General features: G+C 73.5%; 11 protein-coding genes. 5 read left to right on the top strand and 6 right to left on the bottom strand.

Annotated features, from left to right (window positions below):
• Positions 1-84: 84 nt before the first annotated feature.
• A complete protein-coding gene (locus GA0070610_RS30045) occupies positions 85-1,494 on the bottom strand; it encodes a class II fumarate hydratase (RefSeq protein ID WP_172896623.1) in 1,410 nt (469 codons plus the stop codon).
• A gap of 207 nt (positions 1,495-1,701) precedes the next feature.
• Here GA0070610_RS30045 and GA0070610_RS30040 point away from each other — a divergent pair, with 207 nt between their 5' ends.
• Positions 1,702-3,525, top strand: a complete 1,824-nt coding sequence (locus GA0070610_RS30040) for a DNRLRE domain-containing protein (RefSeq protein ID WP_089003144.1) — start codon at positions 1,702-1,704, stop codon at positions 3,523-3,525.
• Positions 3,526-3,583: 58 nt separating this feature from the next.
• Here the strand turns inward: GA0070610_RS30040 and GA0070610_RS30035 are convergent, their stop codons facing one another.
• The 3 genes from GA0070610_RS30035 to GA0070610_RS30025 all read right to left on the bottom strand — a co-directional run bounded on the left by GA0070610_RS30035 (position 3,584) and on the right by GA0070610_RS30025 (position 7,338).
• Positions 3,584-5,251, bottom strand: coding sequence for a fumarate hydratase (locus GA0070610_RS30035; RefSeq protein WP_089003143.1), 1,668 nt, complete (start codon positions 5,249-5,251; stop codon positions 3,584-3,586).
• Between the two features lie 67 nt (positions 5,252-5,318).
• Positions 5,319-6,743: an outer membrane protein assembly factor BamB family protein gene (locus GA0070610_RS30030; RefSeq protein WP_089003142.1), complete on the bottom strand. Its 1,425-nt coding sequence runs from the start codon at positions 6,741-6,743 to the stop codon at positions 5,319-5,321.
• 106 nt (positions 6,744-6,849) lie between these two features.
• On the bottom strand, positions 6,850-7,338 hold the full coding sequence (locus GA0070610_RS30025; protein WP_089003141.1) for an Lrp/AsnC family transcriptional regulator: 489 nt from the start codon (positions 7,336-7,338) through the stop codon (positions 6,850-6,852).
• A 150-nt stretch (positions 7,339-7,488) separates the two neighbouring features.
• Here GA0070610_RS30025 and hppD point away from each other — a divergent pair, with 150 nt between their 5' ends.
• From hppD to hisC, 4 genes are read left to right on the top strand one after another with little or no spacing between them, the layout of a single operon-like run.
• Positions 7,489-8,694, top strand: coding sequence for a 4-hydroxyphenylpyruvate dioxygenase (gene hppD, locus GA0070610_RS30020; protein ID WP_089003828.1), 1,206 nt, complete (start codon positions 7,489-7,491; stop codon positions 8,692-8,694).
• An 11-nt stretch (positions 8,695-8,705) separates the two neighbouring features.
• A complete protein-coding gene (locus GA0070610_RS30015) occupies positions 8,706-9,419 on the top strand; it encodes an RDD family protein (RefSeq protein WP_089003140.1) in 714 nt (237 codons plus the stop codon).
• Positions 9,420-9,441: 22 nt separating this feature from the next.
• A complete protein-coding gene (locus GA0070610_RS30010) occupies positions 9,442-10,461 on the top strand; it encodes an RDD family protein (RefSeq protein WP_089003139.1) in 1,020 nt (339 codons plus the stop codon).
• Entirely contained in the window at positions 10,458-11,561 is a 1,104-nt protein-coding gene (gene hisC, locus GA0070610_RS30005; protein WP_089003138.1) for a histidinol-phosphate transaminase, read from the top strand. The genes GA0070610_RS30010 and hisC overlap by 4 nt, the downstream gene beginning before the upstream one ends.
• Before the next feature lie 47 nt (positions 11,562-11,608).
• Here hisC and GA0070610_RS30000 read toward each other — a convergent pair whose 3' ends face one another.
• Together GA0070610_RS30000 and GA0070610_RS29995 are read right to left on the bottom strand one after the other, a co-directional pair.
• On the bottom strand, positions 11,609-12,682 hold the full coding sequence (locus GA0070610_RS30000; protein WP_197697784.1) for a COG1361 family protein: 1,074 nt from the start codon (positions 12,680-12,682) through the stop codon (positions 11,609-11,611).
• 25 nt (positions 12,683-12,707) lie between these two features.
• A complete protein-coding gene (locus GA0070610_RS29995; RefSeq protein WP_089003137.1) occupies positions 12,708-13,250 on the bottom strand; it encodes a hypothetical protein in 543 nt (180 codons plus the stop codon).
• Positions 13,251-13,291: the final 41 nt, after the last annotated feature.

Below are 13,291 nucleotides of genomic sequence, written 5' to 3'. Positions count from 1 at the left end.
ACCTCCCCTCGCTTCCTTGCGGGCGAGGGCGAGCATCGGCCCGGACCAAGGCCGGGCGGCCCGGGCGAGGCGAGGCGGGACGACTCAGGGGTGGGTCATCCGGAGCAGGTCGAGCGCCTCGTCGAGCTGGGTCTCGGTCAGCTTGCCCGAGTCGACGTGCCCCCGGGAGATCACCACCTCGCGGATCGAGACCTGCTTGGCCAGCGCCTCCTTGGCGATGGAGGCGGCCTCGTCGTACCCGAGGTGGCGGTTGAGCGGGGTGACGATCGACGGCGAGCCCTCGGCGTACGCCAGGCAGACCTCGGCGTCCGCGACCAGGCCGACCACCAGGCGGTCTGCGAAGAGCCGGCTCGACGCGGCGAGCAGGCGGACCGACTCCAGCAGGTTGCGGCCCATCACGGGGAGCATGACGTTCAGCTCGAAGTCGCCCTGGGAACCGGCGAACCCGACGGCGGCGTCATTGCCGATGACCTGGGCGCAGACCTGCCGCACCGCCTCGGCGACCACCGGGTTGACCTTGCCCGGCATGATCGACGAGCCGGGCTGGAGGTCGGGGATGCGCAGCTCGCGCAGCCCTGCGCGGGGGCCCGAGCCCATCCAGCGGATGTCGTTGGCGATCTTGTAGAGACCGACGGCGACCGTACGCAGCTGCCCGGAGGTCTCCACCAGCGCGTCCCGGGCGCCCTGCGCCTCGAAGTGGTTGCGCGCCTCGGTCAGCGGCAGCCCCGTCGAACCGCGCAGGTTCTCGATGACCTTCGCGGCGAAGCCGAGTGGGGTGTTGATGCCGGTGCCCACCGCCGTGCCGCCCAGCGGCAGCTCGGCCAGCCGGGGCAGCGCCCCCTCCAGCCGCTCGATGCCGTAGCGGACCTGGGCGGCGTACCCGCCGAACTCCTGCCCGAGGGTCACCGGGGTGGCGTCCATCAGGTGGGTACGCCCGGCCTTGACCACGGTCTCGAACTCCGCCGCCTTGCCCTCCAGGGCCTCCGCCAGGTGGGCCAGCGCCGGCAGCAGGTCCCGCGCGACCGCCTCGGTGGCCGCCAGGTGGATCGAGGACGGGAAGACGTCGTTGCTGGACTGCGAGGCGTTCACGTCGTCGTTCGGGTGCACGTCGCGGCCCAGCTCCCGGCCGGCCAGCGTGGCGATGACCTCGTTGGTGTTCATGTTCGACGACGTGCCGGACCCGGTCTGGAACACGTCGATCGGGAACTGGTCGTCGTAGCCGCCGTCGGCCACGTGCGCGGCGGCGGCGGCGATCGCCGCCGCCACGTCCGCGTCGATCACGCCCAGTTCGCCGTTGACCTCGGCCGCCGCGCCCTTGATCTGGGCCAGCGCCCGGATCTGGGCCGGTTCGATGCCCCGGCCGGAGATCGGGAAGTTCTGCACCGCGCGCTGGGTCTGCGCCCGCCACAGCGCCTCGGTGGGCACCTCCACCTCGCCCATCGAGTCGCGTTCGATCCGGTAGCCCGTCGCCTCTGGAGTCGTCACGCGTACCATCCTGCCGCGCCGCGCGCCGACGTGCAGATGATCGGGGCGAGCCGGGTCGTCAGCCCGGCCGACGTCCGGCGGTACGGGCCGGCCGGGCGCACCGGGGTCGGTCGAAAGTCGGGCGCCGGCACCGGGACCAGGCACTTAGGATCGTGGAAGTACTCGCACTCCATCGGAGGGTCTTTCACCTTGCACGAAAAACGGGGTTCCACCGGCGTGCCCGCCGTACGCCGACGGCGCGCTCCGCGCCGGCTCCTCACCACGGGGCTCACCGCACTGCTGACCGCCACCGGGGCGGTCGTCGTCTCCGCCCAGCCCGCCGTCGCCGCACCGGCCCGCTGGGTCCCGCCGACGAGCGTGAGCTACACCGACGCGCGGCAGCAGGGCGCGACCTTCACCACCACCACCGAAGCGGACGTCCCGGTCGGCACCCTGGAGACCGCCGGGGTCAAGCACACGACCAGGGCCTACCTCACGTTCGACCTGACGCCCTACCAGGGCAAGGAGATCATCGACGCCACGCTGCGCACCGGGGAGTCGGCGGTCGCGGACTGCGACCGGCCGCGCGAGCTGGAGCTGTGGCGCACGGACTCGCCGGCGACCGCGCCGACCTGGGACGACGCGCCGACCGTACGGGAGAAGGTCGGCGACCTCGGTCCCACCGCTCCCTGCCCGGCGGCCCACCTCGAACTGCCGCTCACGCGGACCGTGCAGCAGGCGGTCGACGCCGGGCGGGACTCGCTCACGCTGATGATCCGGGTCCCCGGGGACCACGAGGAGAACAAGCACCACGGTCGGCGGCTGCGGACGCCGGGCATCTCGCTGACCGCGAACGCCGCGCCCGACGTGCCGGGCGCCCTCACCGTCGCCGGGCGGGACTGCGCCGGCGACCAGGTGGTCGACACCGCCACGCCGACCCTCACCGCCGAGGTCACCGACCCGGACGCGAGCGGGTCCGGCCTCGTCGAACAGGTGACGGCGACCTTCGCGTGGTGGCCGGTCGACCGGCCCGACGAGCGGACGGAGTGGACCTCGGGGGCGTTCTCCGCGCCGCGCCGCTTCCAGTACACGGTGCCGGAGGGCGCGATGGTCGACGGCGGCAGCTACGCCTTCGCGGTCCGCGCGGCCGACCAGCACGCCACCTCCGCCTGGTCGGCGGAGTGCCGGTTCGCCGTCGACACCACCAGCCCCGCCGCGCCGACGGTCAGCTCGACCGACTACCCGGCCGACGACGGCTGGTACGGCGGTCCCGGCATCCCGGGCCAGTTCACCTTCTCCGCCGGCGGCGACACCGACACGGTGCGATTCCGCTACACCGTGTCCGGGCAGCCGGCGACCGACGTGGCGGCCGACGTCCCGGGCGGCTCGGCGACCGTCACCCTCACCCCCGACCGGGACGGGCCGAGGACGCTCACCGTCGAGGCGGTGGACCTCGCGGGCAACCGCTCCACGCCCACGAGCTACGTGTTCCGGGTGCGCACCACCAGCCCGACCATCACCGACGCCAATCCGACGGCCGGCTTCGGCCAGCCGCGCACCCTGACGTTCGCGCCCCGGATGGACGACGTCGTCGAGTACACGTACCGGCTCGACGACGGACCGGAGCAGACCGTGCCGGCGATCGCCGACGGCACTGCCACGGTCACCATCACGCCGACGAAGCCGGGCTACAACACCGTGTACGTCCGCAGCCGGACGGCCGGTGACCTGCCGTCCGGCGAGGGCAGCTACCGGTTCCACCTGGCGACCAAGCCCACGGTCAGCTCGGTGGAGTACCCGATCAACAAGTTCCAGGGTGCGGTCGCCGGCACGCCGGGGACGTTCGTCCTCCAGGCCGGCATGCCCGGGGTGACGGAGTTCGTCTACTCCTTCGACGGCCGTCCGGCGCAGACGGTCGCGGCGGGCGCCGACGGGTCGGCGTCGGTGGGGTACACCCCGACGACGGCCGGGATCCACCGGGTCACCGTCTACACGCGGACCGGCGACGGGACCGTGTCGGAGACCTTCAGCGGCACCTTCTACGCCAGCCGGGCGAGCTGACGTAGGGCAACGACGAGGGGCGCCGGGCCACTGCCCGGCGCCCCTTCGCGTACGCGGGTCAGCGGCGGCCGACCGTCAGCACCGGCTTGGTGACCTCGGCGAAGAAGTCGTTGCCCTTGTCGTCGACCACGATGAAGGCCGGGAAGTCCTCCACCTCGATCTTCCAGACCGCCTCCATGCCCAGCTCCGCGTACTCCAGGACCTCGACGTGCTTGATGCAGTCCTGGGCGAGCCGGGCGGCCGGGCCGCCGATCGAGCCGAGGTAGAAGCCGCCGTGCTGCTGGCAGGAGCGGGTGACCTGGGCGGAGCGGTTGCCCTTGGCGAGCATGACCTGCGAGCCGCCCGCGGCCTGGAACTTCTCCACGTACGCGTCCATCCGCCCGGCGGTGGTCGGGCCGAACGAGCCGGACGCGTAGCCTTCCGGGGTCTTGGCGGGACCGGCGTAGTAGACGGCGTGGTCGCGCAGGTACTGCGGCATCGGCTCGCCGGCGTCCAGCCGCTCCGCGATCTTGGCGTGCGCGATGTCGCGGGCCACCACGAGCGGGCCGGTCAGCGACAGCCGGGTCTTCACCGGGTACTTCGACAGCTCGGCGCGGATCTCGTCCATCGGCCGGTTGAGGTCGACACGCACCACCTCGGACGCGTCGAGCGTCTCGTCGGTGACGTCGGGCAGGTAGCGCGCCGGGTCGGTCTCGAGCCGCTCCAGCCACACGCCCGACGGGGTGATCTTGGCAACCGCCTGCCGGTCGGCCGAGCAGGAGACGGCGATCGCCACCGGGCAGGAGGCGCCGTGCCGGGGCAGCCGGACCACCCGTACGTCGTGGCAGAAGTAGCGCCCGCCGAACTGCGCGCCGATGCCGAAGTTGCGGGTCAGCTCCAGCACCTCCGCCTCCAGCTCCAGGTCCCGGAAGCCGTGCGCGCTCATCGAGCCGGAGGTGGGCAGCGCGTCCAGGTACTTGGCGCTGGCGTACTTGGCGGTCTTCAGGGCGTACTCGGCGGAGGTGCCACCGATGACGACGGCGAGGTGGTACGGCGGGCAGGCGGCGGTGCCGATGAGCCGCAGCTTCTCCTCCAGGAACTGCATCATCCGCGTGGGGTTCAGCAGCGCCTTGGTCTCCTGGTAGAGGTAGGACTTGTTGGCCGAGCCGCCGCCCTTGGCCATGAAGAGGAACTTGTAGGCGTCGGGCTGCCCGTCGGGGTCCTCCGCGTAGAGCTCGACCTGGGCCGGCAGGTTGCTGCCCGTGTTGCGCTCCTCCCACATGGTCAGCGGGGCGAGCTGCGAGTAGCGCAGGTTGAGCCGGGTGTAGGCCTGGTAGACGCCGCGCGACAGGGCCTCGGCGTCGCTGCCGTCGGTGAGCACGTGCCGGCCGCGCTTGCCCATCACGATGGCGGTGCCGGTGTCCTGGCACATCGGCAGCACGCCACCGGCCGCGATGTTGGCGTTGCGCAGCAGGTCGAGCGCGACGAACCGGTCGTTCGGCGAGGCCGCCGGATCGTCGATGATCGCGCGCAGCTGGGCCAGGTGCGCGGGGCGCAGGAAGTGCGCGATGTCGTGCATGGCCTCGGCCGTCAGCGCGGTGAGCGCGGTCGGTTCCACGGTGAGGAACCGGCGGCCCCCCGGCCCGTTGACGACGTCGACGCCCTCGTCGGTGACCAGGCGGTATTCCGTCTGGTCCGGGCCGGTCGGCAGCAAGGGAGCGTACGAGAACGCGGCGGCACTGCTCATGAGCGGAAAGCCTAGGGCAGAAGGGTCGATCAGTCCCACCCGCCGGGTGGGTCCTGGGACGACGCTCTCACCCGGGGCAGAGCTCCCGCTTCGGACCGCAGCTGTCCGCCGGCCCCGGCACGCTCCCCGTGCCGCCGGGGCCCGGTACGCCGCCGTCGCGCGGCGGGACGGGGGCGCCCCGTGCGCCGCCGAAGCGGACGTAGCCGATCTCCCGCCCCTCGCCGATGACCATGCCGCCCGGGCCGACCGCGAGGGCGTTCGCGGAGGTGCGCAGGCTCACCAGTTCCCGCCCGGTACGCGGTTCCAGCGCCACCAGCCGGGACGGCTTCTCGTCGGCGATCACGGCCGCGTGCGGGGTGAGCGCGGCGCCGGCCTTCGTCCCGGCGGGGCGCGTCCACCGGACCCGGCCGGCGCCCAGTTCCCGGCCGACCACCGCCCGTTTGTCGGCCGTCCGGACCAGGGCGTGCCGGTCGTCGACCGCGAGCAGCCGCTCCCCGGCGTCGGTGACCAGCAGCAGCCGCCCGTCGTAGCCGTCGAGGACCGCCTCGCGGGCGTCCGGGGCCACCCCGATCAGCACGTTGCGCGCCCCGTACGGGTCCTCGCGCTGCGCGCAGCCGGCGTTGTCGGCGGTCCGCAGGTTGATCCCGGCCCGCTGCCACGCCTCCTGGCCGGTCGCCGGGTCCCGCCCCGAGATGGCGAAGTAGCAGGTGCCGTCCTGGGAGCGGGCGGTGATCCGCAGCAACCGGCCGCCGACCACCGACAGCCGCTCGTCCCGGCCGGGCTCGACGTCCTGGAGCATCCGCCCGGTGGCGGTGTCGAGGACGTGCACCCGCCCGTCGATGGGGAACCCGAGCAGCGGCGGTACGGGCTCCGGGCCGGCCACCTCGTCGTCGATCCGGACGGCGTCGAGGCGGCGGGTGTCGAGCAGCCCGGGGTTGTCGCCGAGCAGGCCGCTGCGCACCCCCGGCACGAAGGCCGTCCAGAGGGGGGCGGTGCCGCGCGGGTCCCAGGCGCTCACCGTGCAGTCGGTGGCGTCGACGCAGCGGGCGTCGAGCAGCATGTTGCGGTACGTCCAGACGGCCACCGCGTCGCCGTCGCGCCGCCGCGTGACGCCGGTCGTCGGGTCGAGCACCTCGTACCCCTTGACCAGCAGCTTGCCCACGACGACGACCGGGTCGCGGTCGCCGCCGGCCACCGCGGACCAGTCGGCCTTGCGCTCCCACAGCTGGGCGCCCGTGGCCAGGCTGCGGGCCTCCACGCGGGTGCGCTGCTCGACCACGACGGTCTCGCCGGCGATGGTCACGCTGCGCGGGGTGCCGCCGACGCGTTGCTGCCAGACCACGTCGGGCTCGGAGATCGGCTCGCTGCGGTCGACCCAGTCCCACACCGCGGGGAACGGGTTCCACACCCCGGTCGCGGCGAGCGCGACGACCGCGACGAGCGCGAGCAGCAGCCCGCCACGCCACCCACCGAGGCCGCCCGCCTTCGCCACACGCACACCGTAGCGACGACCGCCGCGCGCCCGCCCTCCCGCGCCGCCGTGTCGCCGCGCTTTCTCGCGCGCCCGAGGGCGTACGGAAGGGCCCCCGGGCCGCTGCTCACCGCTGGGCGGCGGAGCGGACCAGGGGAAGGGTGCGGTAGGGGATCTGCTCGGCCAGGGCGATGATCGTCGAGGCGCGGCGGATGCCCTCGTACGAGACGATCTGGTCGATCACCCGCTGGAGGTCGGTGTTCGAGCGGGCCACGATCCGGCAGAGCAGGTCGCTGGAGCCCGTGATGGTGTGCGCCTCCAGCACCTCCGGGATCGCGCCCAGGTGCGCGGCGACCCGGTCGTGCCCGTGCCGCTGGCTGATCTCCAGCGTGACGAAGCTGGTCACCCCGAACCCGATCGCCGCCGGGGAGATCTCCGGCCCGAAGCCCGAGACGACGCCCCGCTCGACGAGCTTGTCCAGCCGGGCCTGCACGGTGCCCCGGGCGACCCCGAGGCGCCGGGAACACTCCAGCACCCCGATCCGCGGCTCATCGGCGAGCAGTTCGACCAACCGCGCGTCGAGGGCGTCCAGCTGCACAACCTGACTAGTACTCATACCGTTGCACCCTACTTAATGCGCAACCTGACCAGGCACAGGCACGACAGTTGCCCAGTGCGGCACTTCACCGCGATCCTCGCCACAGAGCCACGGCACACGACCGACGGCGGCGGCCACGAGGCCGACCGGAACTATAGGGAGACCGCGATGACCCAGGCGATCGACCGACCCCAGGCGACCGAAGACGTCGACGTCGACGTGCTCGTCGGCGCCGTCGACCACGACATCAGCCGCGACCCGTTCCCCGTCAAGGGCCTCGACCACGTGCACTTCCTCGTGGGCAACGCCAAGCAGGCCGCGCACTACTACTCCACCGCGTTCGGCATGACCTGCGTGGCGTACCGGGGCCCGGAGCAGGGCTACCGCGACCACGCCCAGTACGTGCTGACCAGCGGCTCGGCCCGGTTCGTGCTCACCGGCGCGGTCCGCCCGGACGCCGAGGGCGCCGAGCACGTCACGAAGCACAGCGACGGTGTCTCCGACATCGCGCTGGAGGTGCCGGACGTCGACGCCGCGTACGCGCACGCCACCGCGCAGGGCGCCACCGGTCTGACCGAGCCGCACGACGTCAGCGACGAGCACGGCACCGTCCGGCTCGCCGCCATCGCGGCGTACGGCGACACCCGGCACACCCTGGTCGACCGGTCCCGCTACACCGGCCCGTTCCTGCCCGGCTTCGTGGCCCGCGGGCCGATCGTGGACCGGCAGCCGATGATCGACGCCGGCCTCCAGCCGAAGCGCTTCTTCCAGGCCGTCGACCACGTGGTCGGCAACGTCGAGCTCGGCCGGATGGACGACTGGGTCGACTTCTACAAGCGCGTCATGGGCTTCTCGAACATGGCCGAGTTCATCGGCGACGACATCGCCACCGACTACTCGGCGCTGATGAGCAAGGTCGTCGCGAACGGCACCCGCAAGGTGAAGTTCCCGCTCAACGAGCCGGCGATCGCCCGCAAGAGGTCGCAGATCGACGAGTACCTGGAGTTCTACCAGGGCCCGGGCGCCCAGCACATCGCCGTGGCCACCAACGACATCCTGGCCAGCGTCGACGCGATGCGCGCCGCCGGCGTCGAGTTCCTGGACACCCCCGACTCGTACTACGACGACCCGGAGCTGCGCGCCCGGATCGGCCAGGTGCGGGTGCCGATCGAGGAGCTGAAGGCCCGCAAGATCCTGGTCGACCGGGACGAGGACGGCTACCTGCTCCAGATCTTCACGAAGCCGGTGCAGGACCGCCCGACGGTCTTCTTCGAGCTGATCGAGCGGCACGGTTCGCTCGGCTTCGGCAAGGGCAACTTCAAGGCGCTCTTCCAGGCCATCGAGCGGGAGCAGGAAGCGCGCGGCAACCTGTAACACTGACGAGCGTGACGCAGCCTCCGACGTACCCGACGCCGCCGGCCGGTGGGCCCCCGCCCGCCGCCGGCGGCTTCGCGCCGCCATCCGGTCCCGCCAACCAGGGGTACGCGGTGCCGCCGCAGCATGTCCCGCCCGGTCAGGTCCCGCCGCCCGGCTGGACGCCGCCACCCCCGGGCTGGGCCGGGCCGCCCCGCCCGGCCCCGGCGCTCGGCCCGGGCGGGCAGCCGCTCGCCAGCTTCGGTGACCGGCTGCTCGCCGCGCTGGTCGACGGCGCGCTGAGCATGGCGGTGGTGATGGTGCTCTTCCTGCCGCCGTTGCTGCTCCTGTTCTGGAACGTGGCGTCCGACCTGACCCGGACCTACCCGGACGGGCCGCCGCCCGACGCGTTCCTCACGGAGTTCATGCTGCCGATCCTGCTGCTCGAACTGGGCCTGATGGTGGTGATGTTCGGCCTCTACTGGCTCTACCACGTCGAATACATGAAGCGCACCGGGCAGACCTTCGGCAAGAAGGTGATGAAGCTGCGCGTCGTGCCGCTCGACCCGGCCGCCACCCTCGACCGACGGATGGCCGGCAAGCGGTACGCCGTGCAGTACGTGGCCGCCGGCTTCCTGCCCGGCCTCAGCTACCTCGACGGGCTGTGGCAGTTGTGGGACAAGCCCTGGCAGCAGTGCCTCCACGACAAGTTCGCCGGCACCGTCGTCGTTAAGGTGTCTGCGTGAGCGAGCGCAGCGAGGCCAGGCCATGAGCGTCGAACCGGGCTGGTACGTCGACCCGGCAGACCCGGACACCCGGCGCTACTGGGACGGCGGAGGCTGGATCGGCGCGCCGATCCCCGTCGACGCCACCCCGCCCGAGGGCCCGCCGCCGGCCGAACCGCCCCCCGCGCCCGCCCCGACGTCGCCCGTGGCCCCGGTCTCCGCGCCGGGCGCCCCCACGGGCGGGCCGCCCCTGCCGGGGCAGCCGCATCCGGGCCAGCCCTACCCCTGGCAGCCGCCGCAGGGGCACGGCCACCCGCAGGCCCCGCCGCCCGGCTGGCCGCCCGGTGGCGGACCCCCGCCGGGCTGGCCGCCCGCCGGCTGGCCCGGACGGCCGCCGGAGCCCCGCCCGCACGGGCTGCCCCTGGCCGGGTTCGGCGCCCGGCTGGTCGCCCGGCTGATCGACTTCGCCATCGTCTTCGCGCTGAACGCCGTCGTGAACGGCTGGTTCGTCTGGCGGCTGGTCGAGGAGGTCACGCCGTACTGGCGGGAGGTGTTCCGGCGGGCGATGGCCGGCGACAGCTCCACCGACGGCCTGCCGCAGCCCAGCGAACAGGCCGGCGGCCTCCAGGTCGTGATCCTGCTGATCGCCACCGCGCTCTGGCTCGCGTACGAGGTGCCGACGATGTCCTCGGGCGGGCAGACGTTCGGCAAGCGGCTGGTGGGCGTCAAGGTGGTGCCGATGAGCGCGAACGAGCCGCTCGGCTTCGGCCGGGCGCTGCGCCGCTGGAACACCCTCGGCCTGCCCACCCTGCTCTGGTACTGCTGCGGCCTCGGCCTGCTGCTCCAGCTCGTCGACGCGCTCTCCCCGCTCTTCGACCACCCGATGCGTCAGGCGTTGCACGACAAGCGGGCGCAGACCGTGGTGGTCCAGCTCCCCCGCCGCGACCGCACCACCGGGGGCGGGCGCACCGCCACCGACGAGCGCGCCGCCACCGACGAGGACGCCGCCCCGGACGACCGCACCCCCGACGACCGCACCCACCCCTCGGGAGACACCCCATGACCGACCCCGGACGACCCCAGCCGGCGCTGCGGCTGACCCGCGCCGACCTGGACGCGCTGCCCAACTACGTACCCGGCCGCAGCGCTGCCGACCTGGCCCGCGAACTCGGCCTCCCCGAGGCGATCAAGCTGGCCAGCAACGAGGTGCCGTACGGGCCGCTGCCCGGCGTCGTGGAGGCCGTCGCCGAGGCCGTCACCGGGGTGCACCGCTACCCGGACATGGGCGTGCTCGCGCTGCGCCAGGCGCTGTCCGAGCGGTACGGCGTGGACGTCGACCGGATCGCCACCGGCTGCGGGTCGGTGGCGCTGGCCGAGCACCTCGTCCGGGCCACCTGCCTGCCCGGTGACGAGTTCCTCTACGCGTGGCGCTCCTTCGAGGCGTACCCGATCATCGCGGCGACCAGCGGCGCGACCAGCGTGCGGGTGCCCAACGACGCCGGGCACGGGCACGACCTGACGGCGATGGCGGCGGCGGTGACCGACCGGACCCGGCTGATCGTGGTCTGCAACCCGAACAACCCCACCGGCACCTCGGTACGCCGGGCGGAGCTGGACCGGTTCCTCGACGCGGTCGGCGAGGACGTGCTCGTCGTGATCGACGAGGCGTACCGCGAGTTCGTCACCGACCCGGAGGTGCCGGACGGCCTCACCTACCTCGACCGGCCGAACGTGGTCGTGCTGCGGACGCTCTCCAAGGCCTGGGGTCTGGCCGGCCTGCGGATCGGCTTCCTGGTCGCTCAACCGGCGGTGGCGGCGGCCGTGCGCAAGGTCGTGACGCCGTTCTCCAGCAGCATGGCCGCGCAGGCGGGCGCGCTCGCCGCGCTGGCCCAGGAGGACGAGGTACGGCGGCGCTGCGCCCTCGTGGTGGCCGAGCGCGACCGCGTGACGGAGGCCCTGCGCAAGCTGGTCGGCGACGTGCCGGACAGCCAGGCCAACTTCGTCTGGCTGCCGCTGGGCGACCGGGCGGTGGACTTCGCCAAGGCGTGCGAGGCGCGGGGCGTGATCGTCCGGCCGTTCGCGGGCGACGGGGTCCGGGTGACCATCGGCACGCCGGCCGAGAACGACGCCTTCCTGGCCGCGGCGGAGGCCGCGCTGGCCTGAGGGGTGCCGGTCCGGTCCGCCATCCCCTCGCGGACCGGACCGGCTGCTCAGGCGGTCGCCACCGGCTGCCGGACCCGGCGCCGGTACGCGTACACCGCGAACGACACCAGGACCAGCCCCGAGGTGGCCAGCCCGCCGGTGAGCACCTGGCCGGAGCGGTCGACAGCGCTGGTGGCCGCCACCGGTACGGGCCCGAAACTGACCCGGCCGGTGGCGGAGCGCTTCGTCCAGCCGCTGGCCAGATCGAGCTTCGCCGCCCACGGTCCGTCCGGGAGCCGGCGGTCCAGGACGACCCGTACGGTGGTCGTGCCGTCCAGCGCGAGCGTGCCCGCCTCCACCTTCACCGGCCCGGCCGAGAGCCCGCCCGGCCCCTCGGTGAGCCGCAGGTCGCCGGCCAGGTCGAGCGCCCGCCTGCCGGTGTTGCGCACCTCGGCGGTGAGCACGGGGGTGCCGTCCTTCTCCCGCTTGCCGGTGAGCGGGCCGATCTCGAAGCCGGAGGGCGGCTCACCCCCCGGCCCGACGGAGAGGTAGACCCGGATCCCGGCCCGGCCGACGTTGCGTACGGTCTGCCCGTCGTCGACACCGGCGACCTCGGCCCAGATCACCGCGTACCGCTCGCCGGCCTCGGCCCGGCGCGGCACGGTGATGGTGACCAGTACCTCCGCCTCCTCGTCCGGGGCCAGCACCTCCTCGGGCGGCTCCACGTCGATCCAGCTGCTCAGCTCGTTCTCGGTGCGGTCCGGGGCGAGGACGAACCCCTTCTTCGTGACGTCGGCGGCGGCTGCGTAGAGGGCGACCTTCCGACGGATCTCCGAACTGTTCTGCACCACGATCCGCCGCTTGATCGTCGTGCCGGGGCGGACGTGGTCCACGACGTACTTGTGCGCCCGGGTGTCGTCGCGACGCTCGACGGGCGCGTCGAGCAGGCGTACCCCGACCGTGGTCGACGGGGCGCTCGGGTCCGGCCGCGCCGAGGGCGTGCCGGGGCGCCTCGCCGGCCCGACCGCCGGGACGTCCGCCTCGGGGACCTGCGGCTCGGCGAGTGCCGGCGGGCGGCCGGCGACCGCCGGTCCGGGCTGCGCGGCCGACGCCGGCGCCCCGGCCGTGACCAGGACGGTCACCGCCAGGACGAGGGCGCGGGTCCGGTCATGCCACCGAATGGGTGATCACCCCCGTGTAGGTGCCGCCGACGGCGGTGTCCGGGACGGCGATGCGGATGTTCGGCGCCCAGCTGGCGGTGTTGTTGCCGCTGCCCGAGGTCTTCGAGAAGGCGGTGCGGGGCACGCTCATGCTGACCGCCTCGGCCTGGGTGGGTTGCCCCGGCACGAACACGCCGGTGCCGGTGGTGCTGGTCGCCCCGCCGGACCAGTACTCCACCAGGGCCGGCGAGATGGTCTCCTCGGGCGTGCCGGTGCCGGTGGAGAAGGAGCTGGCCGACACGGTGGTCGTCCAGGTGGCGTTGAGCGCGGCCCGGCTGTCGGTGACCGTGACGGTGCCGAGTTCGCCGGTGAGGACGCCGCCGGAGAAGACGGAGCCGAGGTTCACGGATGCCGGCACGGTGATGTTGAGGTCGGCCGTGGCCACCGTGAAGGTGACGATGGTGTCGCCGGTGGGCGCGGCCGCGGCGGGCGCCGCCAGGGCCACCACGGCGGCCGCGGCGGCGGTCAGGGCAAGAAGTGGCTTCTTCATGAGATGCACGCTAGGCAGTCTGGATCGAACAATGATGCACT

This window comes from Micromonospora echinofusca, assembly GCF_900091445.1.
In the GTDB taxonomy this organism is placed as follows: domain Bacteria; phylum Actinomycetota; class Actinomycetes; order Mycobacteriales; family Micromonosporaceae; genus Micromonospora; species Micromonospora echinofusca.
This window is presented reverse-complemented; position numbering and strand designations above follow the sequence as displayed.

Excerpts from the sequence above, each read along its gene's own strand:
- GA0070610_RS30045 (WP_172896623.1), bottom strand. The coding sequence starts at position 1,494 with ATGGTACGCGTGACGACTCCAGAGGCGACGGGCTACCGGATCGAACGC.
- GA0070610_RS30035 (WP_089003143.1), bottom strand. The coding sequence starts at position 5,251 with ATGAGCAGTGCCGCCGCGTTCTCGTACGCTCCCTTGCTGCCGACCGGC.
- GA0070610_RS30025 (WP_089003141.1), bottom strand. The coding sequence starts at position 7,338 with ATGAGTACTAGTCAGGTTGTGCAGCTGGACGCCCTCGACGCGCGGTTG.
- hppD (WP_089003828.1), top strand. The coding sequence starts at position 7,489 with ATGACCCAGGCGATCGACCGACCCCAGGCGACCGAAGACGTCGACGTC.
- GA0070610_RS30010 (WP_089003139.1), top strand. The coding sequence starts at position 9,442 with ATGAGCGTCGAACCGGGCTGGTACGTCGACCCGGCAGACCCGGACACC.
- hisC (WP_089003138.1), top strand. The coding sequence starts at position 10,458 with ATGACCGACCCCGGACGACCCCAGCCGGCGCTGCGGCTGACCCGCGCC.
- GA0070610_RS29995 (WP_089003137.1), bottom strand. The coding sequence starts at position 13,250 with ATGAAGAAGCCACTTCTTGCCCTGACCGCCGCCGCGGCCGCCGTGGTG.